This is a genomic window from Rhodococcus artemisiae (assembly GCF_036327795.1).
Classification (GTDB): Bacteria; Actinomycetota; Actinomycetes; order Mycobacteriales; family Mycobacteriaceae; genus Rhodococcus; species Rhodococcus artemisiae.
On the sequence record NZ_JAUTXY010000001.1, the window covers coordinates 732,103 to 756,078 of the forward strand.

Annotated in this window: 20 protein-coding genes, 2 tRNA genes and 1 pseudogene; 8 read left to right on the top strand and 15 right to left on the bottom strand. The window is 66.4% G+C overall.

Features of this window, described 5'->3' with window-relative positions; genetic code table 11:
• Positions 1-24: 24 nt before the first annotated feature.
• The 6 genes and pseudogenes from Q7514_RS03595 to Q7514_RS03620 all read right to left on the bottom strand — a co-directional run.
• Positions 25-468, bottom strand: a pseudogene (locus Q7514_RS03595) (SDR family NAD(P)-dependent oxidoreductase); the annotation flags it as partial.
• An 84-nt stretch (positions 469-552) separates the two neighbouring features.
• Complete coding sequence (locus Q7514_RS03600) at positions 553-1,209, bottom strand: PaaI family thioesterase (RefSeq protein WP_330131856.1); 657 nt, start codon at positions 1,207-1,209, stop codon at positions 553-555.
• Positions 1,206-2,075, bottom strand: a complete 870-nt coding sequence (locus Q7514_RS03605; protein ID WP_330131857.1) for a MaoC/PaaZ C-terminal domain-containing protein — start codon at positions 2,073-2,075, stop codon at positions 1,206-1,208. The genes Q7514_RS03600 and Q7514_RS03605 overlap by 4 nt, the downstream gene beginning before the upstream one ends.
• A 6-nt stretch (positions 2,076-2,081) precedes the next feature.
• On the bottom strand, positions 2,082-4,271 hold the full coding sequence (locus Q7514_RS03610) for an acyl-CoA dehydrogenase (RefSeq protein WP_330131858.1): 2,190 nt from the start codon (positions 4,269-4,271) through the stop codon (positions 2,082-2,084).
• A gap of 172 nt (positions 4,272-4,443) precedes the next feature.
• Positions 4,444-5,607: a steroid 3-ketoacyl-CoA thiolase gene (locus Q7514_RS03615; protein ID WP_330131859.1), complete on the bottom strand. Its 1,164-nt coding sequence runs from the start codon at positions 5,605-5,607 to the stop codon at positions 4,444-4,446.
• 145 nt (positions 5,608-5,752) lie between these two features.
• Positions 5,753-6,358 (bottom strand): TetR family transcriptional regulator, encoded by a 606-nt coding sequence (locus Q7514_RS03620; RefSeq protein ID WP_330131860.1) that lies wholly within the window; start codon positions 6,356-6,358, stop codon positions 5,753-5,755.
• Positions 6,359-6,584: 226 nt separating this feature from the next.
• On the opposite strand from Q7514_RS03620, the gene Q7514_RS03625 reads away from it, so the two are divergent.
• Positions 6,585-7,508, top strand: a complete 924-nt coding sequence (locus Q7514_RS03625) for a 3-oxoacyl-ACP reductase (RefSeq protein WP_330131861.1) — start codon at positions 6,585-6,587, stop codon at positions 7,506-7,508.
• A 24-nt stretch (positions 7,509-7,532) separates the two neighbouring features.
• Positions 7,533-8,276, top strand: coding sequence for an SDR family NAD(P)-dependent oxidoreductase (locus tag Q7514_RS03630; protein ID WP_330131862.1), 744 nt, complete (start codon positions 7,533-7,535; stop codon positions 8,274-8,276).
• Between the two features lie 74 nt (positions 8,277-8,350).
• Here Q7514_RS03630 and clpX read toward each other — a convergent pair whose 3' ends face one another.
• The 5 genes from clpX to Q7514_RS03655 all read right to left on the bottom strand — a co-directional run bounded on the left by clpX (position 8,351) and on the right by Q7514_RS03655 (position 12,841).
• Positions 8,351-9,628, bottom strand: coding sequence for an ATP-dependent Clp protease ATP-binding subunit ClpX (gene clpX, locus Q7514_RS03635; RefSeq protein ID WP_132470664.1), 1,278 nt, complete (start codon positions 9,626-9,628; stop codon positions 8,351-8,353).
• Between the two features lie 230 nt (positions 9,629-9,858).
• Entirely contained in the window at positions 9,859-10,521 is a 663-nt protein-coding gene (locus tag Q7514_RS03640; RefSeq protein ID WP_330131863.1) for an ATP-dependent Clp protease proteolytic subunit, read from the bottom strand.
• Between the two features lie 49 nt (positions 10,522-10,570).
• Positions 10,571-11,197, bottom strand: a complete 627-nt coding sequence (locus Q7514_RS03645) for an ATP-dependent Clp protease proteolytic subunit (protein WP_132470665.1) — start codon at positions 11,195-11,197, stop codon at positions 10,571-10,573.
• 110 nt (positions 11,198-11,307) lie between these two features.
• Positions 11,308-12,696: a trigger factor gene (gene tig / locus Q7514_RS03650; RefSeq protein ID WP_330131864.1), complete on the bottom strand. Its 1,389-nt coding sequence runs from the start codon at positions 12,694-12,696 to the stop codon at positions 11,308-11,310.
• 68 nt (positions 12,697-12,764) lie between these two features.
• Positions 12,765-12,841 (bottom strand) — tRNA-Pro (locus Q7514_RS03655).
• A 159-nt stretch (positions 12,842-13,000) separates the two neighbouring features.
• Here Q7514_RS03655 and Q7514_RS03660 point away from each other — a divergent pair.
• The 3 genes from Q7514_RS03660 to Q7514_RS03670 all read left to right on the top strand — a co-directional run bounded on the left by Q7514_RS03660 (position 13,001) and on the right by Q7514_RS03670 (position 15,284).
• Positions 13,001-13,074, top strand: a tRNA-Gly gene (locus Q7514_RS03660).
• A gap of 137 nt (positions 13,075-13,211) precedes the next feature.
• Entirely contained in the window at positions 13,212-14,387 is a 1,176-nt protein-coding gene (locus tag Q7514_RS03665) for a WS/DGAT domain-containing protein (RefSeq protein WP_330131865.1), read from the top strand.
• 105 nt (positions 14,388-14,492) lie between these two features.
• Positions 14,493-15,284, top strand: a complete 792-nt coding sequence (locus tag Q7514_RS03670) for a DUF1542 domain-containing protein (RefSeq protein WP_330131866.1) — start codon at positions 14,493-14,495, stop codon at positions 15,282-15,284.
• A 16-nt stretch (positions 15,285-15,300) separates the two neighbouring features.
• Here the strand turns inward: Q7514_RS03670 and Q7514_RS03675 are convergent, their stop codons facing one another.
• Positions 15,301-16,098, bottom strand: coding sequence for an Fpg/Nei family DNA glycosylase (locus Q7514_RS03675; RefSeq protein WP_330131867.1), 798 nt, complete (start codon positions 16,096-16,098; stop codon positions 15,301-15,303).
• 3 nt (positions 16,099-16,101) lie between these two features.
• Positions 16,102-16,578, bottom strand: a complete 477-nt coding sequence (locus Q7514_RS03680; RefSeq protein ID WP_054719228.1) for a ribose-5-phosphate isomerase — start codon at positions 16,576-16,578, stop codon at positions 16,102-16,104.
• Between the two features lie 97 nt (positions 16,579-16,675).
• Here Q7514_RS03680 and Q7514_RS03685 point away from each other — a divergent pair, with 97 nt between their 5' ends.
• Positions 16,676-17,617, top strand: a complete 942-nt coding sequence (locus Q7514_RS03685) for an ABC transporter substrate-binding protein (protein ID WP_330131868.1) — start codon at positions 16,676-16,678, stop codon at positions 17,615-17,617.
• A 146-nt stretch (positions 17,618-17,763) separates the two neighbouring features.
• On the opposite strand, the gene rsgA is transcribed toward Q7514_RS03685, so the two are convergent.
• Both rsgA and Q7514_RS03695 read right to left on the bottom strand, forming a co-directional pair.
• On the bottom strand, positions 17,764-18,816 hold the full coding sequence (gene rsgA, locus Q7514_RS03690) for a ribosome small subunit-dependent GTPase A (protein WP_330132011.1): 1,053 nt from the start codon (positions 18,814-18,816) through the stop codon (positions 17,764-17,766).
• Positions 18,817-19,223: 407 nt separating this feature from the next.
• Complete coding sequence (locus Q7514_RS03695; RefSeq protein WP_330131869.1) at positions 19,224-19,853, bottom strand: mycothiol-dependent nitroreductase Rv2466c family protein; 630 nt, start codon at positions 19,851-19,853, stop codon at positions 19,224-19,226.
• 161 nt (positions 19,854-20,014) lie between these two features.
• Here Q7514_RS03695 and Q7514_RS03700 point away from each other — a divergent pair, with 161 nt between their 5' ends.
• Together Q7514_RS03700 and pepN are read left to right on the top strand one after the other, a co-directional pair.
• Positions 20,015-21,256 (top strand): NAD(P)/FAD-dependent oxidoreductase, encoded by a 1,242-nt coding sequence (locus tag Q7514_RS03700; protein ID WP_330131870.1) that lies wholly within the window; start codon positions 20,015-20,017, stop codon positions 21,254-21,256.
• A 63-nt stretch (positions 21,257-21,319) separates the two neighbouring features.
• Positions 21,320-23,902, top strand: coding sequence for an aminopeptidase N (gene pepN / locus Q7514_RS03705; protein WP_330131871.1), 2,583 nt, complete (start codon positions 21,320-21,322; stop codon positions 23,900-23,902).
• The last annotated feature ends 74 nt before the right edge of the window (positions 23,903-23,976 follow it).

The following is a 23,976-nucleotide window of genomic DNA, read 5'->3' on the forward strand; positions in this document are numbered from 1 at the left end:
TACTTACATGGTACTCCCGCCCTTCACGCCGTTGAGGCTGCACAGATTGATCACCCGGCCGGTGCCGTGCTCGACCAACGCCGGGTATGCGCGCTGCATCGCCCAGAACGCCGCCATCACGCCCATGTCGAACCCGGCCTGCATGCTCTCCTCGGGTGTCTTCTCCAGGCGGGCGAAACCCATTGAACGCCAGGCGTTGTTGACCAGGATGTCGAGGCGCCCGAACGTGCTCGTGGCGGCGTCGACCATCGCATGTACCTGCTCGCGGTCGGTGACGTCGGTGCGGACGAACGTCGCCTGCACGCCCCAGTCGTCGACGAGCCATTTCGCGGTCTCGGTGCCGGCCGCTTCGTCGATCTCGGCAACGACGATGTTTGCGCCTTCACGCGCCAACGCGCCCGCGATCCCGCGGCCGATGCCCATTCCGCCACCGGTGACGATTGCGAGCCGTCCGTCCAACTTGCCCATCCGGGCACCTCCTTCGTCGATGCCCGTGTGCGTTTCTGGTAGCTCCCGTTACCAGAAACGCCCACGGGTGGCCGGGCCGCCGCGTCAGCGGGGGCGGGGAACCGTCTTGTCGATGAAGAGCGCCTCGACGGACACGCAGACGGTGCCGTCTGCCGTGGCGATCTCCCCCACCGTGTTGATCTTGTGACCGTTCTCCTCCTCCAGGCGCCCACGAACCGTCAGCGGCTCGAACAGCGGCGTCGGGCGGTGGTACCGCACATTGAGCTGCGCAGTGGCACCGCTTCGTCCGGCCCATGCGTTCGCGACACCCAGGGTGTGGTCGATCAGCAGCGCAGCGACGCCTCCGTGGACGTGCCCGGGAGGACCTTGGTACGGGAATGTCAGCTCGACGACACCTTCGACCCACCCGTTGTCACGGCCGACGAGCACGAGCGGCGGAGCCAGTGCGTTCTCGGGGCCCGTGACGGGATCGTGCCGTGTGACCCCTTCGCCGTGCCACATGTCGATCAGGCGTTCCTGCACCTCGGGTGCGTGCTCCTCGAGGTGCTCGGCGATGCTGTCGAGTTCCTCGGCGACCCGCTCGAGATTCGCATTGGAGCGATCAGTACGCAACAGGGCATCGACCACGCGGCGCGCGGCTGCGGTAGCACGGTCGACGGCGGAGTCCTGTGGCGCCGACGTGAGCACTGTGCCATCGGGGGCGTTTCCGACGGTGGGGTGCGTAGCGGGATCGACTCTCATCGGACCTCCATCGTCGCGTGGGTGAGTACCGGCTGTCCGTCTCGCTCGGGGCACGTCGCCAGCAGAGTGAGCACATCACCGTCGCGCCACACCGAGGTCTCGATGGTCTCCCCCGGGTACAGCGACCCTGCGAAGCGCACAGAGAACGACTTCACCCGGGTCGGGTCACCGTCGAGGACACCGTCGACGACCGCCTTGCACACGACGCCGTACGACGCGAGACCGTGCAGGATGGGCCGATCGAAACCGGCCATCTTCGCGAACTCGGGGTCGGCGTGCAGTGGGTTCATGTCGGCGCTGAGCCGGTAGACCAAGGCCTGCGCGGGGCCGGTGTGCGACACGAGGACCTTGTCGGCATCCCGCTCGGGCGCGGAACCGCTCACCTCCGGACCGGCCTCGCCACCGAACCCACCTTCGCCACGTGCCCAGATCTGCATCGCGGAGGTCCACAACGGGCTTCCGTCTGCGGTGTGGGCCGACTGCTCGAGCACGATCACTGCGGCCTTGCCCTTGTCCCATACGTCCGCCACGCGCGACGAAATGGTCGCAGTGCCGGAGGCCGGAATCGGAGCGTGCACCGTGAGTGACTGCCCACCATGGAGAATCTTGCGCAGGTCGATGTCGATACCCGGCAGGTTCATCCCCACCGGGGTGACGTTCCCGGCCGAGATCCCCTGCCCCGCCACCATCGCGAAGGTGGGCACGACCTTCAGCTTCTTCTCGTACACCCATCCCAGCTCGGCTGGGTCCAGCGAGTCGGCACCGGCCCCGAGGCCGAGGTGGTAGAGCATCACGTCGCGCTCGGTCCAGGCGGCCTCACGGACGGCGGGTTCAGCCGTCAGCGCGGCATTCATGTCGATCGGCATGTCTGGTCACTTTCCGGGTTCGGGATCGCGGGGCAGACCGAGGATCCGCTCGCCGATGATGTTCAGCTGGACGTTCGTCGTCCCTCCGGCGATCGAGAGGTTCTGCGAATTCAGGAACATCTGGGTGTTGGACCAACGGTCCTGCTCACCGAGCAGCGACGTCGGACCTGCCCAGTCCATCGCGACTTCCCACACCTGCTGGATGTGCTCGACCCCGAGGAGTTTGGCGATCGACGACTCGGCGCCCGGCTGAGCGCCGGTCAGCGAACGCAGCGTGGTGCGCAATCCCATCAGCCCACCGGTCTGGGCGTCACAGAGCACCTTGCCCAGGACGGTGAGCTGTTCGTCGTCCAGCCCACCCGGAATCGTCGATGCGAGCGTCAGGAGCGCCTCGCCGCCGGAGCCGAGCGAGGAATCGACCGACAGCGACACCCGCTCGTTGGCGAGGGTGGTGCGGGCCAGTTTCCAGCCGTCACCGGGCTCGCCGACCAGGCACTCGTCGGGTACGAACACGTCGTCGAGGAACACCTCGTTGAACAGCGCCTCACCGGTGATCTCCCGCAGCGGACGAATGTCGAGGCCCGGGGAGTTCCTGATGTCGATCAGGAAGTAGGACAGGCCCTTGTGCTTGGGTGCGTCGGCGTCGGTGCGTGCCAGGCAGATGCCCCAGTCCGCAACGCGGGCCATCGACGTCCACACCTTCTGGCCCTGCAGCTTCCATCCGCCGTCGACCTTGACGGCCTTGGTGGACAGGCCGGCGAGGTCGGATCCGGCACCGGGCTCGGAGAACAGCTGACACCAGACGATGTCACCACGCAGCGATCCGGGCAGGAACCGTGCGAGCTGCTCGTCGTTGCCGTGCGCGATCAGTGTCGGCACCACCCAATTGCCGATGATCATGTCGTGCGGTCGAAGCTCGGCGGCGCGCAGTTCCTCGGCGATGACGAGCTGGGTGACGGCATCGGCCGTCTTGCCCCACGGCGCGGGCAGATGCGGTGTGGTGTAGCCCTTCTCGGCCAGGTAGGCCTTCTGTGCGGCACCTTCGAGCGCCTTGGCGGGCTCGAGTTCTGCGCGGATGTCGGCGCGGACCTGCTCGGCCTCCGCCGGCAGATCGATGCTCAGGACCCGGCGGGTGCCCTCGAGTGTGAGCCCCGCGACCCGGCGCTTCCATGATGCCGTGGAACCCGACAGGATCCGCAGGGACTGCGCGCGTCGCATGTACAGGTGAGCATCGTGCTCCCACGTGTAGCCGATGCCGCCCAGGACCTGGATGCAGGTTCTCGTGACCTGGAAACCCGCGTCGAGGGCGGTCGCCGCAGCCACAGCAACCGCGAGCGAGGCCTCGTCGGCCGAGATGTCCTCCCCCAGCGCACGGGCCGCGTCCCACGCGGTGACGCGGGCCTGCTCTGCGAGGCCGAGCATCCGTGCGACGGTGTGCTTGACACCCTGGAATTGACCGATGACACGGCCGAACTGCCGACGGACGCGGGCGTAGTCGGCAGCTGTGGTGGTGGCCCAGTCGGCGAGGCCGGCCGTCTCCGCCGCGAACAGCGTGACGGCGATGTCTACGACGCGCTGCGAATCCAGTGTCAGAATGTCGCTGTCGGAGAGCGGAAGACCGTCCACCGTGACCTCGGCATTTCGCCGTACGACGTCATGACTGGGCAGGTCGGTGACGTCGAGGCGGTCACGGTCGATGACGACGAACGCGAGCGTGCCTTCATCGTCGGCTGCGAGCAGGAAGACGTCGGCGACCTGCCCACCGAGCACGTAGCTCGACGTGCCGGACAATACGACGGTGCCGCCGTCTCGGACGATCTTCAGACCGCCGGGCTGCAGGGTGACGGCACCGAACAGTGAACCGTCGGACAGTGCGGCGAGCCGGTCGGGACGCCCGGCCTCGTGCAGAACTGCGGAGACCGCGACGGTCGGCAGGAACGGCCCGGGGACCATCGCGCGGCCGAGTTCCTCCGCGACGATGGCGGTTTCGAGCAGACTGCACCCCGCACCGCCGACCTCTTCGGGCAGGTGCAGCCCCAGCATGCCGAGTTCGGCGAGCGAAGCCCAGTACGAAGGTCCGGCCTCGGTCTTCGCCTCGACGGCATCGCGGATCGCTTCGGGCGTGGCGTGTCGTGCGGCCCAGCCGCGGACGGAATCGCGAAGGTCGCGATCGTCGTCACTCAATCCAATGGTCATGAACTGGTCCTTCGATGGAAGCAGGAAGTGTGCGTGTGCGTTGGCAACATCCGGCCGCGCCCCTACCCACCCACCCACTCTGAGCGAATGTATCGTTCGATCGCTCTATCGAGACGAACGATACATTCGCTCAATGTGAATGGGGTGTTGGACGGAGCAGCAGGACAAGCGGCTAGATGCGCTCGATGATGGTCGCGGTCGACAATGCGCCACCCGCGCACATCGTGATCAGTGCCGTCGAGCGGTTGGAGCGCTCGAGTTCGTGCAGTGCACTGGTGATCAAACGGGATCCGGTGGAGCCGACCGGGTGCCCGAGGGCGATCGCACCGCCGTTGACGTTGACCTTGTCCATGTCGGCTCCGTGGACCTGGGCCCACGACAGCACGACCGACGCGAAAGCCTCGTTGATCTCGACGATGTCGATGTCCGACAATGACATTCCGGTGCGCTCGAGGACCGCGCGGGTGGAGGCGATCGGACCGTCGAGGTGGTAGTACGGGTCGGAGCCGACCAAAGTGGAGGCGAGGATGCGGGCCCGCGGACGCAGACCTGCCTCACGGGCCTTGCCTTCGCTCATGAGGAGCACTGCCGCAGCGCCGTCGCTGACCTGCGACGAGTTACCGGCAGTGTGGATGCCGCCCTCGATGACGGGCTTCAGGCCCGCCAGGCCCTCCGCAGTGGTCTCACGGAGGCCGCCGTCGCGGGTGACCGTCACGATCTCACCGGTCGGCTCGCCTTCCTTCGTGACAACGGGGGCGTCCACCGGAACGATCTCGCGGTCGAACCGGCCCTCGGCCCATGCCTGGGCTGCCCGCCGCTGCGATTCGAGTCCGAGTGCGTCGACGTCGTCGCGCTTGATGCCGCGCAGGTCGGCGATACGCTCGGCGGAGGTGAACTGGTCGCCCATGTCGATGGTCCAGTCGGCAGGGTACGGGTTTCCCGTACCGGGGGCGTTGGCCTGACCGAGGAACACCCGGCTCATCACCTCTACACCGCAACCGATCCCGGCGTCGATCTGGCCGGACGCGATCAGGCCGGCAACCATGTGCACGGCCTGCTGCGACGAGCCGCAGGCGCAGTCGATGGTGGTCGCTGCGGTCGTGTACGGGAGGCCGGCGTGGAGCCACGCCTGCCGCGTCACGTTGTTCGACTGCTCCCCTGCCTGGGTCACGGCGCCACCGACGAGCTGGCCGACCTGCTCCGCGGGCAGCCCGGTCCGCTCCAGGACTCCCTTCTGGGCGGCGCCCAGCAACACTGCGGGGTGCACCCCGGCCAGCTGGCCGCGGCGCCGCCCGATCGGCGTCCGTGCGGCTTCGACGATGACGACGTTGTTCATGCCACTCCCTGCGTTACCGAGCTACTGAAAACTGCGTTCTACGTTACTGAAATTTATTCTATTTCCGAGGTTGAGCGAGGGCCTGCACCGTCCCACCGAGCGGGACCACCCTGGTCACGAACACGATTCGATGCAGCCGCATCCGTCAGATGAGGTCACCGAGCAATCGGTCGCACGCGACCCGTAGATCCGATTCGATCTCGGGGATCGACGTACGCCCGTTGAGCGCAGACTGCACCAGCCCGAACCACAACGCGACGACGAGCCGGAGCACAGTCGCGTCCAGGACTGTCGGCTCCTCGATCCCCACAGCGTCGAGAAGCAACCGGTCGAAAAGCTGGTCGATCCTCGCTACATCGGGAATCGTGGCCGCGTTCGACATCGCGGCCGACTGAATCATGGCCGTCGCGAGCCGCGGCGTACGCAACAGCGCTCGCGTCGCCTGCAGTAGCGCATCGCACACCGCCTCCGAAGGCGTCATCGCGGCGTGCGCACGCCGCGAGAGCTGAGCGCCCATCCGGTCGATCTGGTCGACCATGACCGCAACGAACAGGTGGGTCTTCGACGGGAAGTAGCGGTAGAGCGTGCCGATCGCGACGCCGGCCAGCCTCGCGACTTCCTGCATCTGGACACGTTCGAGTTCTTTGTCCGCACCGAGCTGGGCAGCCGCCTTCAGGATCCGGCCGTGCCGCGCACGCTGTTCCATCGAACTCGGCTCGGCCGCATCACGAGCCTCTGAGAGCCTGGGCATTCCTCACCTCTTCCTTTGCCCGGTCGCGGCCCGACAGTAGAGCCGGCAACACCGCACAAGTGCTTCCGTCCTGGTCAGCAGGATCCGCACCACCCGGTCAACCCACTCCCGCACAGCGGGACAACATCCACACGTCGAGCCCACCGCACTCAAACTAGAATGAATACTAATTCTGGTTCGGAGTCGCTTCCGAGGAGCCGAACCGATCGAACACGGGAGACTTTCCATGGGTGAATCTGTCAGCCTGGCCGGACGCGCGGCAGTGGTCACGGGCGCCGGAGCCGGCCTCGGCCGCTCCGAGGCTCTCACACTGGCCGCAGCCGGTGCCGCCGTCGTCGTCAACGACATGGGCGACGCTGCACACGCGGTCGCGGAAGAGATCGTTGCGGCAGGCGGACAGGCAATCGCCGTGACCGGTGACGTCTCCGACTGGTCGCTCGGTGGCCGCCTCGTCGAGGAGTCCGTCAAGGCGTTCGGCTCGTTCGACATCCTCGTCAACAATGCCGGCATCATCCGCGACAAGATGATCTTCAACCTCACCGAATCCGATTGGGACGACGTGATTCGCGTGCACCTCAAGGGCCACGCCGCGACCTCCCACGCTGCCGCGGTCCACTGGCGTGCAGCCAGCAAGGAGACCGGTGGCCCCGTGTACGGCCGCGTCATCAACACCTCATCGGAAGCGTTCCTGTTCGGTTCCGCCGGACAGCCCAACTACTCGGCCGCCAAGGCAGGCATCACCGCCCTGACGCTGTCCACTGCGCAGGGACTCTCCCGCTACGGCGTCACCGCGAACGCGATCTGCCCGCGCGCCCGGACGGCCATGACCGCCGAGGCATTCGGCGAGGCCGACACTGCGAACACCGGTCTCGACGCGCTCGCACCCGAGCGCGTCGGCACCCTCGTCTCGTACCTTGCCTCCCCCGCCTCGCACGAGATCAACGGCCAGGTGTTCGTGGTGTACGGCAAGATGGTCGCACTCATGGCATCCCCGAAGGTCGAGAACCGTTTCGACGCAGCAGGTTCCGCGTTCACGGTGGAAGAACTCGACGAGCAGCTGTCGTCGTACTTCACCGGCCGCGGCCAGTACGAGACGTACGCTGCCTACAGCATTGCGGAACTGGAGAAGGCCGCACTCGCAGTCGACTGATCACTTCACCCGAAGGAGCACGGTATGAGACTTGCAGGGAAGGTCGCGATCGTCACCGGCGGCGCCGGCGGTATCGGTCGCGGTATCGTCCGAGCATTCACCAAGGAGGGCGCTCGCGTCCTCTTCGTCGACATCGACGAACCCAAGGGCGCCGCCCTCGAGACCGAACTCGACGGCGCCGGGAAGTTCTCGAACGCAGACATCTCCCGGAAGGACAGCGCCGCAAAGATTATCGATGCCGCTGTGCAAGCGTTCGGGAAGGTCGACGTACTCGTCAACAACGCTCATGCGTCCCGGCAGGCACCGCTGCTCGAAACCACGCAGGAAATGCTCGATCTGTCGTTCGGGACAGGTTTCTACCCGACCCTCTGGCTGATGCAGGCGGCACACGCACAACTCGCCGCGAATCAAGGTTCGGTGATCAACTTCGCGTCCGGAGCCGGCATCGACGGCAACGTGACGCAGACGTCATACGCCGCAGCCAAGGAAGCGATCCGCGGGATCAGCCGGGTCGCCGCCAACGAGTGGGCCCCCGACAACATCAACGTCAATCTCATCTCGCCGCTTGCGTTGACGGAAGGCGTCGAGGCCTACATCGAGGCCAATCCCGGCGTCGAGGAGGTGCTGCTCGCGAAGACACCGCTACACCGGTTCGGCGACCCCGAATCCGACATCGGACGTGTCGCGGTGTTCCTCGCGAGCGACGACGCGGCGTACATCACCGGACAGACTCTGATGGTCGACGGCGGCAGCATCAAATTGCGCTAGCGCGACCCTTCGCCGAACAGACCTCGGCCCCGGCAGGGATATTCCTGCCGGGGCCGAGTCGTGTTGTCGGACGCTCAGGCGCTCTTGTCGCGGCGTTCGCGGTCGGGCTTGCGCGGCACGATCGTCGGGAGCACGTTGTCGGTCACGGTTTCCGCGGTGATGACGACCTTCTCGACGTCGTCGCGGCTCGGGATGTCGTACATCACCGGCAGCAGGACCTCTTCGATGATCGCTCGGAGCCCGCGGGCACCGGTACCTCGCAGGATCGCCTGGTCGGCGACGGCTTCGAGTCCGTCCCTGGTGAAATCGAGTTCCACACCGTCCATCTCGAACAGTCGCACGTACTGCTTGACGAGTGCGTTCTTCGGCTCCGAGAGAATCTCGACGAGCGAATCCTTGTCGAGGTTGGTCACCGACGCGACGATCGGCAGGCGGCCGATGAACTCGGGAATGAGCCCGAACTTGATCAGGTCTTCCGGCATGACGTCGGCGAAGTGATCGGTGGTGTCGATCTCTGCCTTCGACCGCACCTCCGCGCCGAAGCCGATCCCCCGCTTGCCGACGCGGTCGGAGACGATCCGCTCCAGACCCGCGAAGGCACCGGCGACGATGAACAGCACGTTCGTCGTGTCGATCTGGATGAATTCCTGGTGCGGATGCTTGCGACCACCCTGAGGGGGCACCGATGCCTGCGTGCCCTCGAGGATCTTCAGCAGCGCCTGCTGGACGCCCTCGCCCGACACGTCGCGGGTGATCGAGGGGTTCTCGCTCTTACGCGCGATCTTGTCGACCTCGTCGATGTAGATGATGCCGGTCTCGGCGCGCTTGACGTCGTAGTCGGCCGCCTGGATCAGCTTGAGGAGGATGTTCTCGACGTCCTCACCGACATAACCGGCCTCCGTCAGAGCGGTGGCATCAGCGATCGCGAACGGCACGTTGAGCATCTTCGCGAGAGTCTGGGCGAGATAGGTCTTGCCGCAGCCCGTGGGGCCGAGCAGAAGAATGTTCGACTTGGCGAGTTCGACCGACTCACCGCGTGCGTCGCGCGTCTTGTCGCCCGCCTGGATGCGCTTGTAGTGGTTGTAGACGGCCACTGCGAGCGACCGCTTCGCAGAATCCTGGCCGATCACGTAATTGTCGAGGAATTCCCGGATCTCGGCTGGTTTGGGCAGTTCGTCGAGTTTGACCTCACTGGTTTCGGCGAGTTCCTCCTCGATGATCTCGTTGCAGAGGTCGATGCACTCGTCGCAGATGTAGACCCCGGGGCCCGCAATGAGCTTCTTGACCTGCTTCTGGCTCTTTCCACAGAACGAGCACTTGAGCAGATCCCCGCCGTCACCGATACGTGCCATCTGTCAGGTCCCTACTTCCTCGTGTGCGTGCAACCGATCCCGTGTCCGTCAACGAGCGCCGGCCCGGGGAGCGGGCCCTTTGATCGACCGTACCCGGACTCCGGTACGCGGGTCGACAGGTTCTCCGCGTTTCCGGTCATATTTGTGCGCGCCGATCATGGCGCAACTCACACCCTGCACAACGGCCCGGCCGAACACACTCAGGAGGATTCGACCGGGCCGGGTGTCGCTTATGCCTGAGCAGACAACTTGCGGTACTCGAGCACGTTGTCGATCAGACCGTACTCGACTGCCTCGGCTGCCGTGAGGATCTTGTCGCGATCCGTGTCCTTGCGGATCTGATCGGGATCCTTGCCGGTGTGCTTGGCCAGCGTCGTCTCCATCAGACGGCGCATACGCTCGATCTCCGCAGCCTGGATCTCGAGGTCGGAGACCTGGCCTTGGATGCCGCCGGTGGCGGGCTGGTGGATGAGCACGCGGGCGTTCGGCAGGGCGAGTCGCTTGCCCGGCGTGCCTGCCGCGAGCAGCACGGCTGCAGCCGATGCCGCTTGGCCGAGGCACACGGTGGTGATGTCGGCGCGGACGTACTGCATGGTGTCGTAGATCGCCATCAGCGACGTGAACGAACCACCGGGCGAGTTGATGTACATGGTGATGTCGCGGTCGGGGTCGAGCGACTCGAGCACGAGCAACTGCGCCATGACATCGTTCGCGGACGCGTCGTCGACCTGGACGCCCAGGAAGATGATGCGCTCCTCGAAGAGCTTGTTGTACGGGTTGGATTCCTTGACGCCGTAGCTCGAGTGCTCGATGAACGACGGGAGGATGTAACGGCTCGCCGGTGAATTCGGGGCCTGGCCGCCGAGCTGGCGCGGATCGAACATGTTGGTCATCGCTTCTCCAAGAAAGTGTGGGACGTGGAGCGGGTCGGGGCCTCGGGAACTAATTCGACGTGCCGCCGGCCTGCTGGGCCCGCGCGACGACGTGGTCGACGAAGCCGTATTCGAGTGCCTGCTGCGCCGTGAACCAACGGTCGCGGTCCGAGTCGAGGGTGATCTGCTCGACGGTCTGCCCGGTGTGCTCGGCGATCAGCTCCGCCATCTCACGCTTGGTATGTGCGAACTGCTCGGCCATGATGGCGATATCGCTGGCAGTACCACCGATACCGGCAGACGGCTGGTGCATCATGATCCGCGCGTGCGGCAGAGCGTAGCGCTTGCCCTTGGTGCCTGCCGAGAGGAGGAACTGGCCCATCGAGGCAGCCAGGCCCATCGCAAACGTCGCCACATCGCACTCCACGAACTTCATCGTGTCGTAGATCGCCATGCCCGAGGTGACCGAACCACCCGGGGAGTTGATGTACAGCGAGATGTCGCGGGTCGGGTCTTCCGCCGACAGCAACAGGATCTGTGCGCAGAGCTTGTTGGCGATGTCGTCGTCGACCTGCGTGCCGAGGAAGATGATGCGCTCACGGAGCAGGCGTTCGTACACCGAGTCGCTGAGGTTCAACCCAGCGGTGGCCGAGGTCATCGTCGGACCGATGGATGTCGCCGGATTCTGAGGAGTCACGGGTACCTGCCTTCTCGTCAATCGTGGATTGCTGTCACTGACACTAACGAAACAGGGCGGCACCGGATGCCCGGTGCCGCCCATCTTCGCTCAAAGCGGAAAAGATCCGATTACTCGGATGCCTTCTCCTCGGTCGCCTCGGCGTCCTCGGCAGCCTCATCCGAGTCGGCCTTCGCGCCACCGAAAAGCTCGGAGGTGTCGACGGTCGCGCCGGTGGTGTCGGTGACATCGACCCGGTCGACGACCGTGCCGAGAGCCTTGCCGCGGCGGACGTCGGCGAAGATCGCGCCGAGCTGGTTTGCCTGGCTGATCTGCTGGATGAACTGCTCCGGCGGGATGCCGTAGCGCTGTGCCTGGAAGAAGATGCGCTCGGTCAGCTCTTCCTGCTCGACCGTGGTGTTCTCCGACTCGGCGATCGAGTCGAGAAGCAGCTGGGTCTTGACGGACCGCTCCGCCGACTCGCGGGCTTCCTTGTCGAACTCCTCACGGCTCGAACCCTGAGCCTCGAGCAGCTTGTCGAGCTCGGCCTCGTTGTGGTCGAGCTCGTGGATGGCGTCGTGCAGTGCGCTGTCGATCTCGGCCTGAACGACGGCCTCCGGCAGCGGAACCTCGACCTTGTCGAGGAGCTCGTCGAGCACCTTGTCGCGGATCTGACCGGCCTGCTCGACCTGCTTGACGCGGCCGACACGCTCACGCAGGTCTGCCTTCAGCTCGTCGAGGGTGTCGAACTCGCTCGCGAGCTGCGCGAACTCGTCGTCCTCAGCGGGCAGTTCACGTTCCTTGACCGAGTTCACCTTGACGGTGACGACGGCTTCCTTGCCCGCGTACTCACCGGCAACGAGCGTGGAGGTGAATTCCTTCGACCCGCCGGCCTCGAGGCCGATGATGGCCTCGTCGAGACCCTCGATGAGCTGGCCGGAGCCGACCTCGTGGGACAGGCCCTCGGTGGCGGCCTCGGTGACCTCTTCGCCGTCGACCGTGGCCGACAGATCGATCGACACGAAGTCGCCGTCCTGCACGGCGCGCTCGACACCGGTGAGGGTGCCGAAACGCTGGCGCAGCGACAGCAGCTGCTCTTCGATGTCCTCGTCGGAGATCTCGACCGGATCGACGGTGACGGCGATCTCGGAGAAGTCGGGAAGCGTGACCTCGGGGCGCACGTCGACCTCCGCCGCGAAGACCAGTTCGACGTTGTCCTCGAGCTTCGTGATGTCGATCTCCGGCTGGCCGATGGCCTTGACCTCGTTCGCAGTCACTGCTTCGGAGTAGCGCGATTGGATCGCGTCGTTGACAACCTGCTCGAGCACCGCACCGCGACCGACGCGAGCCTCGAGGATCTTGCGCGGGGCCTTGCCGGGACGGAATCCGGGGATCCGCACCTGGCCGGCGAGGGACTGGAAGGCGCGGTCGAAATCAGGCTGGAGCTCCTCGAAGGGCACCTCAACATTGATACGGACTCGCGTCGGGCTCAGCTGCTCGACGGTGCTCTTCACGGACATGACTCCTTCTTGTCGTGCTCTTGTCGGTCGATCGTTCTCACTACTGAGCGCCCTGACGCTGTTCGATCTGGTCGGGATGACAGGATTCGAACCTGCGACCCTCCGCTCCCAAAGCGGATGCGCTACCAAGCTGCGCCACATCCCGTCGTACTGCTCCCGCCGTGGTGCCGGGAGCCGGAGTGAATCCTACGGCCCCCCGATTATGAAATCCAAAGCCGGGTTCGGTACAGTCTCATCCTGCAAGCGGCGAACGCCGGAGAGCACCGGAAAACCACCTGGTGAGCACCGACAAAGCCGCAAGCTCGGGGATGTAGCTCAATGGTAGAGCCCCAGTCTTCCAAACTGGCTACGCGGGTTCGATTCCCGTCATCCCCTCCAGTGAACAGCCCGCGATCTCCTCGAGATCGCGGGCTGTTCTCTTTTCTGCGGCCTTCGGATCACCGTTTCGACTCGATCCCCGGGTACCGACTCGAATCCGAGACCGAAGACCCGACTGCTGTGAGAGCGTCGCCAGTGTGAGCGAGACACCCGACCGCACGTCGATGAGGTCCGGCGAGGCGCCAGCAGCGTCCGCCGGCGCCGCCTCGCGGTCGTCCGTCGTCGCAGCAGTCCTTCTCGACGCCGTTCCGGAATGGGATCGCGTCACAGCGATGCTCGCGCCCGGAAATCTGGAAGCCGCAGCATTCCGGCACCGGGTGGTCGAGGTCCCCATCGGGCTCGATGCCACCCGACGCAACGGCGACCACGACGACACCCCGTGGCATCTCGACCGGGTGTCACTGACGGGCACGGCCGGGTTCTCGGATGTGCTGTCGCTGTCTCCCACGGTTCCCGAGACCATCGACCTCCATCGTCCGAGCTGGGGCCTCACCCTGGTGGACGGGCTCACCGGTGGCCAGGCCGCACTCGTGATCAGCATCGTCCGCCCCGAACGCAACGGGCACGGAACACCCGCGCAGAACAACGGCGAACAACACGGGTCGGTGTGGTCGTGGCTGCGCAGCCTGTCGGAGCACACCGCGGAGGCAATTCGCTCGTCGACCGGGCTCGTCGTGGACAGCACCACCGAATTGGTGAAGGCGATCGTCGCACCGACGTCACAACCCCTCCCGCAGCGCGCGATCCCGCCGGGCGGACCGCACCGTCTCCATACTCTCGACATCCCCGGCCGTGAGATGCGCGACGCAGTGGATCGCGCCGGTTGCGGACTCGAAAGCGGTGTTGCGGCCGCGGTGCTCCTCGGATACGCGTCGTACCGGCACACCCACGGCTCGCCCGCAGACGATCTGTTCGCCGCGATCCCGGGCACCGGATCCGAGGAGCCCGCACAGGTCGCGCTCGGCGGCATCGAGATCGACGACGGGCCGGTCGCCTTGATGCAGCGCATCGACCGCGTGAGCGCGGGCATGCCCGACGACCCGAGTGTGCTTCCCGCAACTCGGATGTTCGGTCACGACGACGTGCTGACCTGCACGGTCCCCGGTTCGGCGACAACCCTGTTCATCGCGGGCGCGGGTATCGCCCGCTATTACGGTTTCGGCCGCACCCTCGGATCGGCGATCAACGCGACACTGATGTCCTACCGCGACATGTGCTGCGTCGGGCTCACCGTCGACCCCGCCGCAGTGCCCGACCACAAGGCGTTCGACGAGTGTCTACGGTCGGGTCTGCGGACCGTCCTCGACAGCTGACGGGATCGGTACGCTGGAGCCTGTACCGAACGCACTGTTGTTACTGCACTCGCCGTGTTACTGCACTCGCCGTTGTTACTGCACTCGCCGTCGTGAGGGGCCACCGTGGAACTTCTGCTCATCGTCGCCGCTTTGGCTGTCGTGGTGTACTTCGTATCCCGCTCGCAGAAGAGCACCACACGACACGCTGCCGGAAACCTCGACGACGCCAAGGCCGACGCTCGTCAGGCCATCGAACGGCTCGGCGGTCAGATCTACAACCTCACCGGTACCGACGACGCCTCCCGTCAGGCCCTCGCCGACGCCTCCGAGCGCTACACAGCGGCCGGCTCGCAGATCGACCAGGCGCAGTCCCCCGTCCAAGCCCGGCTTGCAAAGCAGACCGCCCTCGAAGGTCTGTACTACATTCGCGCCGCCCGCACCGCGATGGGCATGGATCCGGGGCCCGAGATTCCCACTCTGGACGGCCAGAAGTCGGCGGGTGCCGTGACCGAGGACCGGCAGGTCGAGTTCGAGGGTCGCCAGGTCGCAGCGTCACCGTCCCCATCGGCGCGCACTCCCAACTACTATCCGGGCGGCCGCGTCGCGGGCCGGCCGGTTCCCGCAGGTTGGTACTCCGAGCCGTGGTGGAAACCCGCGCTGGTCGCGGGCGCATGGGGTGTCGGTTCGATGCTGCTGTTCTCATCGCTGTTCGCAGGCATGGCTGGTGTTCCGTACGACGCGCAGGCATTCGAGAACGGCGCGGCGGACGGCTCGGACGGCGCATCCGGTGACGACTTCGGTGGTGGAGACGACATCGGCGGCGACGGATTCGGTGGTGGGGACGACTTCGGCGGTGGAGACGGCGCAGGTTTCGACGGCGGCGACGGATTCGGTTTCGACGGGTTCGATTTCTGACGTCGACGATGCTCGGTCAAGTCGGCTGGCAGACCGGGCACCAGAACAGATTCCGTGCGCCCATCACCTTGTGGAGCACCGGCGTGCCGCATACCCGGCACGGCTCCCCTGTGCGCCGGTACACGTAGGTGCGGGGCCGATCCTTCGCATACGCCGGCGCGCCGTGGTCGTGTTCGGGGCGCACGACGTGCATACGCCCCCGTTCCATCCCCACGTGCATCAACTCGACGAGGTCGACCCAGATCGCGTCGAACTCGGCGCGTGAGAGGTTCTTACCAGGGCGTTCGGGGTGGATTCCGTGCCGGAACAACACTTCGGCGCGGTACACGTTGCCGACTCCCGCGATCACCGATTGGTCCATGAGCAGGCCACCGATCGGACTGCGGGACCGGCTGACCCTCGCCCATGCCTGCTCCGGATCGGCGTCGGCGCGCAACGGGTCGGGGCCGAGACGGGCCTCGATCGTGTCGACCTCGCCCTCCGTAAGGACCTCGCATGCGGCCGGTCCGCGCAGGTCACTGCCGTGTCCGGAACCGATCATCCGCATGCGAACCTGTCCCGTGGGTTCGCCGAGCGGGAGTTCGGAATCGGTGAACGCCCCGTAGATTCCCAGGTGCACATGCACCGTCAACGCACCCTCGTAGTGGTGGAACAGGTGCTTACCCCACGCGTCGGCGTGTGTGAGGACCCGTCCGCTCACCGCAGCCGCACCGTCGGCGAAACGCCCCTGAGGGCTGGACACCCGTACCGGCGCACCCGCATACCAATCGTGGTGCAACCGGGCGAGCCGGTGCAGGATGTGTCCTTCGGGCACCGGTCAGTTCGCGCCCGGTACCGCGGGTGCGTCGCCGGACTTCTCGTACTCCGCGAGGATGTCGATACGACGCTGGTGCCGCTCCTCGTTCGACCACTCGGTCGCGAGGAAGGCGTCGACGATCGCGAGGGTCTCCTCGAGTGAGTGCATCCGGCCGCCGATACCGATCAGCTGGGCGTTGTTGTGCTCGCGGGCGAGCTTCGCCGTCTCGACACTCCAGGCCAGCGCGCAGCGCGCACCGGGAACCTTGTTCGCGGCGATCTGCTCGCCGTTGCCGCTGCCGCCGAGGACGAGGCCGAGGCTGCCCGGATCTGCAACCGTGCGACGCGCTGCTTCGATGCAGAACGCCGGGTAGTCGTCGAGTGCGTCGTATTCGAAGGCACCGCAGTCGACGGCTTCGTGACCGTTCGCCGTCAGGTGCTCGATGATCTGATTCTTCCGTTCGAAACCGGCATGGTCGGCTCCCAGGTAAACGCGCATGGGCAGAGTCTAGCCAGGAGCGTCTACCGGACTGAATCGCTGGTATCACTCAGGACTGAGGTTTCCCTCACCTAACCGGACCCGCTAAGTTGAGCGAATGTTCACATCACAAGGACGATCGACACGCGTCCTCCTGGTCGGGGCTGCTGCCGCGACAGCGGTCCTCTTGTCGGCCTGCGGCTCGACCTCGTCCGACGAGGCGGCACCCTCCGACGAGTCCTACTCCGTCGAGCACGCCATGGGTGAGACGACCATCGAAGGCACTCCCGAGCGCATCGTCGTCATCGACTCCCCGCACCTCGACGCCCTCGTCGCGCTCGGCATCACGCCGGTCGGCGCCACCGAATCCGGTGCCGGGACCGGTGTCCCCGCGTACCTCGCCGACGACCTCGAGGACACCGAGATCGTCGGACCGACGATGGAGCCCGACCTCGAAGCCATCGCGAGCCTGAACCCCGACCTGATCATCGGTGCACAGGTCCGACACGAGGCGCTCTACGAGCAACTCTCGGCGATCGCGCCGACCGTCTTCTCCGTGAACTCGGGTACCGATTGGGAAGAGCAGGCCCGCATCACGGCCGCCGCCGTGGGCGAGACGGACGAGATGGAAACCCTTCTCACCGGTGTCGAGGAACGCGCCGCGCAGATCGGCAACGAGATCGGCGCCGAAGGTCAGACCGCCTCGATGGTGCGTTTCCGCCCGGACAATTTCCGCCTGTACGGTCCCGACACATTCTCGGGCACGATCCTCACGCAGGTCGGGTACGACCTCGGTGCGGATCGCGCCTGGAACGAGTACTCGATGCTCGAGCTCAGCCCCGAGAACTACACCGAGATCGACGGCGACGTCGTCTTCTTCACCAATCCCGGCGGCGATCCGGCCGCAACTACGATGGCTGCGGTGACCGGCCTGTGGGGCGCACAGCCCGGGGTCGCGGCCGGAAACGTCCACGAGTTCGAGGACGAGACCTGGATGGTCGGCATCGGTGTGGTCGGTGCGAACACCATCCTCGACGACCTCGAGAAGACGCTGGGCTGACACCTGACACCGCGCGGGCCGGGACGGCATCCGTCCCGGCCCGCGCGTGTGCTGGTCAGCGCTTCATCAAAGCGCAGACCCCCCAGCCGAGGCCCTCACGTTGATAGCGCGTTGAATCTACAGGAGTTCATGTCGGCCAACTCCTTTCAGACTTTGAAGTTCGGAGATTTCTTGATCGCGCGGATGTGCCGCGTGATCTGCTTTTTCGGCCGCTCCAACTCGGCGCGCAGCCGCGCGTCGGTCCGGGAGGCAGCATGGGCGTTCTCTCGCTGCAACCGGTGGTAGCTGTCGAGGCGCCTTCGGGTGAGGTGACCTTCCTCGACGGCGGACAGGACAGCGCAGCCCGGCTCGGTGCCATGGGCGCAGTCCGCGAAACGGCAGTTCCGCGCCAGTTCGGTGATCTCGGCGAAGGTCTGGTCCAGACCCTCGTCGACCTCGTGCAGACCGACGCCCCGCAAGCCAGGAGTATCGAGCAGCACCCCACCGTGGGGCATCGGCAGCAACTCGCGCCACGCGGTGGTGTGCCGGCCCTTGCCGTCACTGCCGCGCACCGCGCCGGTGGCCAGGAGATCCTCACCCAGCAGGCGGTTGCCGAGGCTGGACTTGCCCGCGCCGGAAGGCCCGAGCAGGACCACCGTGCCCGACAAAACCGCGGTGCAGGCGTCCAAACCCGCGCCGGTGGCGGCGCTGGTGACCACCATCTCCGCCCCCGGGGCCACCTCGGCCACCTCGGCGAACGTCGACCCGAGGTCGGCGCACCGGTCGGCCTTGGTGAGCACTACCACGGGTGTGGCGCCGCTCTCCCAGGCCAGGGCGAGCATCCGTTCGATCCGTCCGTGCTTGAGCGGGTCGGCGAGGGAGACGACCACTGCCACGGTGTCGACGTTCGCGGCCAGGACCTGCGATCGGGAGGTGCGAGATGCGGTGGAGCGAACCACGGCGGTTCTGCGCTCCAGCACCTCCACGACAGTTGCCGAGGTGGCCGTGGTGGCCGGCCGGACTGCTACCCAGTCGCCGGTGCACGGGGTCGGCCGGTCGTCGGCACCGGAAGACACGACCACCGCCCGGGCGGGCCCGGCCTCGGTGACGACGTCACACAGGCCGCGCTCGGCCCGGACCACGCGTCCCGGCACGAGTTCGCCGGAACGCGACGGGGCGAAGGAACGCTCGCGTTCGGCATCCCAGCCGTAGTCGGTCAGGTTCAGTGCGTGCGATGGTGCGGATGAGTGTGAAGTGGGTTGTGGAAACGAAGTGGGTTGTGGAAACACTGTGGAGACCTTTGAGAAGGGGCCTCTTCGGACGACACGTGCAACCGACAGCTCCCGCTAGGAGCAAAGCGAGCCGGTGTGAGTCAGGTCGAGGCCCGGGAAGTGAGGATGATCCGGGCACTGCACACGGCAGTGGGCACCACAGTCATCAACTCACCTCCTTCGATTTCCACAGCAGACCCAGGCGTCGCTGCGCCTGCGAGAATAGCATGCTCGGTCGTTGCCGGCGTCCGGCCGGTCACCGGAACCTTTGCACGCACCGTGCTTGTCCCCGCAGCGCCCCACGCCGATGGTGCCGCGAAAGCTGCACGGCACCATCGGGTGTGCGGGCGACGGGTCTAGTCGAACGACGGATCTTCGTCGCGGCTGCGCTTGAGCTCGAAGAAGTGCGGGTAGGACGCGAGTGCGACGACGCCGTCCCACACCGTGCCGGCTTCTTCGCCGCGCGGGATCTTCGACAGCACCGGCCCGAAGAACGCGACACCGTTGACGTGGATAGTGGGGGTTCCCACGTCCGGGCCTACGGCGTCCATCCCCGCGGCGTGGCTTGCGCGCAGCGCCTCGTCGTATTCCTCGCTTTCGGCAGCCTGTGCGAGAACAGGGTCGAGGTCGAGTTCGGCGAGAGCACCGGCGATGACGTCGGTGAAGTCCTTGTTGCCCTCGTTGTGGATGCGCGTGCCCATCGCGGTGTACAGGCTCCCGAGGATCTCGTCACCATACTTCTGCGACGCCGCGATCGCGACACGCACCGGGCCCCAGGCCGTCTTCATCATCTCGGCGTACTCGTCGGGCAGGTCGCGGCCCTCGTTGAGTACGGCGAGGCTCATCACGTGGAAGCGCGCCTCGATGTCGCGCACCTTGGTGACCTCGAGGATCCACCGTGAGGTGATCCAACACCACGGGCACAACGGGTCGAACCAGAAATCGGCAGTGTCCTTACCGGCGGTGCCGGTGGCCTGGTCACTCAAGATGATCTCCTCACACGAATCGGTTTCCAGAGGGTGCAACACCGTTCCGCGGGGCATTCTTCCCGATCTTCGCCGCGGCAGTGCGCGGTCCCCGTACCGTCGGACACGAGGACCGGGATGCAGAGCGTGTGAGCGCGAACAAACGAACGAGAGGTCATGCGATGGCGGGTGAGAAGACGTTCGTGATCGTCGGCGCCGGACTCGCCGGCGCCAAGATGGCGGAGGAACTGCGGGCACGAGATTTCCCAGGTCACGTGGTACTGATCGGCACCGAGGAGCATCTGCCGTACGAACGACCACCGCTGTCGAAGGAGTACTTCGCCGGCACCAAGAGACTTCTCGACTTCACCGTGCAGCGCGGCGACTGGTACCGAGACCATCGGGTCGACCTTCGCCTCGGCACGACGGTCACCGCGATCGACCCGGCCGCGCACACGGTCGCCTTACCGGACGGTTCGACCGTGCACTACGACAAGTTGGCGCTCGCGACGGGATCACGGTCTCGGCGTCTGCCGCTGTCCGGGGCCGACAGTTCGGGTGTCCACGTCCTGCGCACCGTCTCGGAGGCCGACGACCTACTCGCCGCGATCCGGCGCGACGACGGCACCGCTGCGCGTCTCGCGATCATCGGCGCGGGATGGATCGGACTCGAGATAGCGGCCGGGGCGCGGGGGCACGGCGCCGAGGTGGCGGTGATCGAGTCCGCGGCAACTCCCCTGTCCGGATCGCTGGGCCCGCGAATCGGCACGGTGTTCGCCGACCTGCACCGGGCGCACGGAGTCGACATGAGACTCGGCGCGTCGGTCCGGGAGATCGCCGTCGACGGCGGCCGCGCCACAGGGGTCATCCTTGCCGACGGGAGCACCCTGCCGGCAGATGCGGTGCTGGTCGCGGTGGGTGCGGCACCCAACATCGAGCTCGCCGAAGACGCGGGTCTCGCTGTCGACGGCGGGGTCCTCGTCGACTCGTCGCTGGCCACGAGCGATCCGGACATCGTCGCGGTCGGCGACATCGCGGCGGCCGAGCACCCCACACTCGGCGGCCGGGTGCGGGTCGAGCACTGGGCCAACGCACTGAACCAACCTGCGGTGGCCGCGGCGACGATGCTCGGCATCGACGCCTCCTACGACCGCTTGCCGTACTTCTTCACCGACCAGTACGACCTCGGGATGGAGTACGTCGGGCTGGCACCACCCGATTCACGGGTAGTCACCCGCGGAGATGTCGACAAGCGCGAGTTCCTCGCGTTCTGGCTCGACGACGACAACAAGGTGCTGGCCGGGATGAACGTGAACATCTGGGACGCCGGCGACGACATCCGCGCGCTCATCTCGTCGGCGTCCCCGGTCGATCCTGCCCGCCTTGCCGACGCGAACGTGCCGTTGTCGGACGTCGCCACCTGAGCGGGGCCCGATCATGATGGGATGGGTCCCGACCGACATCCCGTCGTGAGAAGGAGTTCTCCTGTGGCACCACCGAACCTGACCCGCGAGCAGGCCGCCGAGCGGGCAGCGGTCCTGCGCGTCGACAATTACACCGTCGTCCTCGACCTCACCGACGGGTCCGGAGCGCCGGGAGCCACCACGTTCCGTTCCGTGACCACCGTGACGTTCGGCGCGACCGAGGGTGCGTCGACCTTCATCGATCTGATCGCCCAGACCGTGCATTCGGCCACTCTCAACGGCTTCCCCGTGGACGTGTCCGGATACGCCGAGGACACCGGGATCGCACTGACCGGCCTCTCCGCGCACAACGAACTCGTCGTCGACGCCGACTGCCTCTACACGAACACCGGGGAGGGTCTTCACCGATTCGTCGATCCGACCGACGACGCGGTGTACCTGTACTCGCAGTTCGAGACGGCCGACGCCAAGCGAATGTTCGCGTGCTTCGACCAGCCCGATCTCAAGGCCACCTTCGATCTGTCGGTCACCGCACCCGCCTACTGGAAAGTGATCTCGAACTCCGAGAACGTGCAGACCACCGCGGCGTCGCCCGGTCAGCACGTCTTCCGTACCACCCCGCGAATGAGCACTTACCTCGTCGCGCTCATCGCGGGTCCGTATGCCGAGTGGACCGACAGCTACACCGACGAGCACGGCACGATCCCCCTCGGCCTCTACTGCCGCACATCCCTCGCCGAGTTCATGGACGCCGAGCGTCTGTTCACGGAGACCAAGCAGGGCTTCGGCTTCTACCACGAGAATTTCGGCGTGCCGTACGCTTTCGGCAAGTACGACCAGCTGTTCGTGCCGGAATTCAACGCGGGGGCGATGGAAAACGCCGGCGCGGTGACGTTCCTCGAGGACTACGTCTTCAGGTCCAAGGTCACCCGTTACTCCTACGAGCGGCGCGCAGAGACGATCCTGCACGAGATGGCGCACATGTGGTTCGGCGACCTCGTCACCATGCGCTGGTGGGACGACCTGTGGCTCAACGAGTCCTTCGCGACGTTCGCGTCCGTGCTCTCACAGGTCTCGGCGACCGAATACACCAACGCGTGGACGACGTTCGCGAACGTCGAGAAGTCGTGGGCGTACCGGCAGGATCAGCTGCCGTCCACGCACCCGATCGCCGCGGACATCCCCGATCTCGCCGCCGTCGAGGTCAATTTCGACGGCATCACCTACGCGAAGGGCGCCTCGGTGCTCAAGCAGCTTGTTGCTTATGTTGGGCAGGAGCCGTTCCTCGAAGGTCTGCGCGCATACTTCCGCGACCACGCCTTCGACAACGCGACCTTCGACGACCTGCTCGCCGCGCTCGAGAAGTCGTCGGGCCGCGACCTGTCGGGCTGGGGCGCCCAGTGGCTCAAGACGACGGGGCTGAACATCCTGCGCCCCGACTTCGACGTCGACGCCGACGGCAAGTTCACCCGCTTCGCGGTACTGCAGGAGGGCGCGCAACCCGGCGCCGGCGAGTTCCGCGTGCATCGCCTCGCGATCGGTGTCTACGACGACGACGGCTCCGGCAAGCTCGTGCGCACCCACCGCGTCGAGATCGATGTCGACGCCGCCGCGACCACCGACGTCCCCGCACTCGTCGGTGTGGACCGGGGCAAGTTCGTGCTCGTCAACGACGACGATCTGACCTACTGCTCCGTCCGGCTCGACGACGAGTCGCTCAACACTGTGATCGAACGCGTCGGCGACATCGCCGACTCACTGCCGCGCACGCTGGTGTGGTCGGCAGCGTGGGAGATGACCCGGCAGGCCGAGCTCAAGGCCCGCGATTTCGTGGCGCTGGTGAAGCGCGGTATCGCTGCGGAGACCGAGGTGGGTGTCGTGCAGCGTCTGCTGATGCAGGCGCATACAGCGGTCGGCAGCTACTCCGACTCCGCGTGGGCCGAGGCGTCGGGTTGGAGCGACTACGCCAACCGCCTGCTCGAGCTGGCACGCGCGGCCGAGCCGGCCTCCGACCATCAGCTCGCGTTCGTCAACGCGCTGTCCACCGCCCGGCTCTCGCCGTGGCACACGGAGGTGTTCGAGGAGCTGCTCGGCGGCGATCCGGCGAAGGTCGGACTGCCCGGTTTGGTCGTGGACACCGATCTGCGGTGGCGTCTCGTGCAGGCGCTCGCAGCGGCCGGTGAGATCGACGCCGAGGGCGTCGAGTCGCCGTTCATCGACGCGGAAGCCGAACGCGACCCGACCGCGGCAGGTGCCCGGCAAGCAGCGGCGGCACGCGCGGCCCGTCCACAGGAGGCGGTCAAGGCCCAGGTCTGGCAGACGGTGGTCGGCGACGACACCGTTCCGAACATCACTGCTCGTTCGATCATCGGTGGTTTCGCGCCGGTCGGTCAGTCGGAGCTGCTCGAGCCCTACGTAGCACGGTACTTCGCAGAGGTGCCCGAGGTGTGGGAACGCCGGTCGAGTGAGGTCGCGCAGACCGTGGTCGTGGGGCTGTACCCGTCCTGGTCGATCAGTGAGGCTTCGGTAGCGGCAGCCGACGAGTTCCTCGCCGGCGATCGGCCACCGGCGCTGCGCCGGTTGATCACCGAGGGGCGCGCGGGGATCGTGCGGTCGCTGCGAGCTCAGGCGTTCGACGCGTCCTGACCGGCACCCTGGCAAACGCACTCGACCCGATGTCGCCTTCGGTCACTTCGAGTGACCGGAGGCGACATCGGGCC

What these genes read in the sequence shown, in the direction of transcription:
- tig (WP_330131864.1), bottom strand. Translation starts at nt 12,696, where the DNA reads ATGTCCGTGAAGAGCACCGTCGAGCAGCTGAGCCCGACGCGAGTCCGT.
- Q7514_RS03610 (WP_330131858.1), bottom strand. Translation starts at nt 4,271, where the DNA reads ATGACCATTGGATTGAGTGACGACGATCGCGACCTTCGCGATTCCGTC.
- Q7514_RS03600 (WP_330131856.1), bottom strand. Translation starts at nt 1,209, where the DNA reads ATGAGAGTCGATCCCGCTACGCACCCCACCGTCGGAAACGCCCCCGAT.
- Q7514_RS03620 (WP_330131860.1), bottom strand. Translation starts at nt 6,358, where the DNA reads ATGCCCAGGCTCTCAGAGGCTCGTGATGCGGCCGAGCCGAGTTCGATG.
- Q7514_RS03625 (WP_330131861.1), top strand. Translation starts at nt 6,585, where the DNA reads ATGGGTGAATCTGTCAGCCTGGCCGGACGCGCGGCAGTGGTCACGGGC.
- Q7514_RS03640 (WP_330131863.1), bottom strand. Translation starts at nt 10,521, where the DNA reads ATGACCAACATGTTCGATCCGCGCCAGCTCGGCGGCCAGGCCCCGAAT.
- Q7514_RS03680 (WP_054719228.1), bottom strand. Translation starts at nt 16,578, where the DNA reads ATGCGCGTTTACCTGGGAGCCGACCATGCCGGTTTCGAACGGAAGAAT.
- Q7514_RS03685 (WP_330131868.1), top strand. Translation starts at nt 16,676, where the DNA reads ATGTTCACATCACAAGGACGATCGACACGCGTCCTCCTGGTCGGGGCT.
- clpX (WP_132470664.1), bottom strand. Translation starts at nt 9,628, where the DNA reads ATGGCACGTATCGGTGACGGCGGGGATCTGCTCAAGTGCTCGTTCTGT.
- Q7514_RS03630 (WP_330131862.1), top strand. Translation starts at nt 7,533, where the DNA reads ATGAGACTTGCAGGGAAGGTCGCGATCGTCACCGGCGGCGCCGGCGGT.
- Q7514_RS03615 (WP_330131859.1), bottom strand. Translation starts at nt 5,607, where the DNA reads ATGAACAACGTCGTCATCGTCGAAGCCGCACGGACGCCGATCGGGCGG.
- Q7514_RS03605 (WP_330131857.1), bottom strand. Translation starts at nt 2,075, where the DNA reads ATGCCGATCGACATGAATGCCGCGCTGACGGCTGAACCCGCCGTCCGT.
- Q7514_RS03700 (WP_330131870.1), top strand. Translation starts at nt 20,015, where the DNA reads ATGGCGGGTGAGAAGACGTTCGTGATCGTCGGCGCCGGACTCGCCGGC.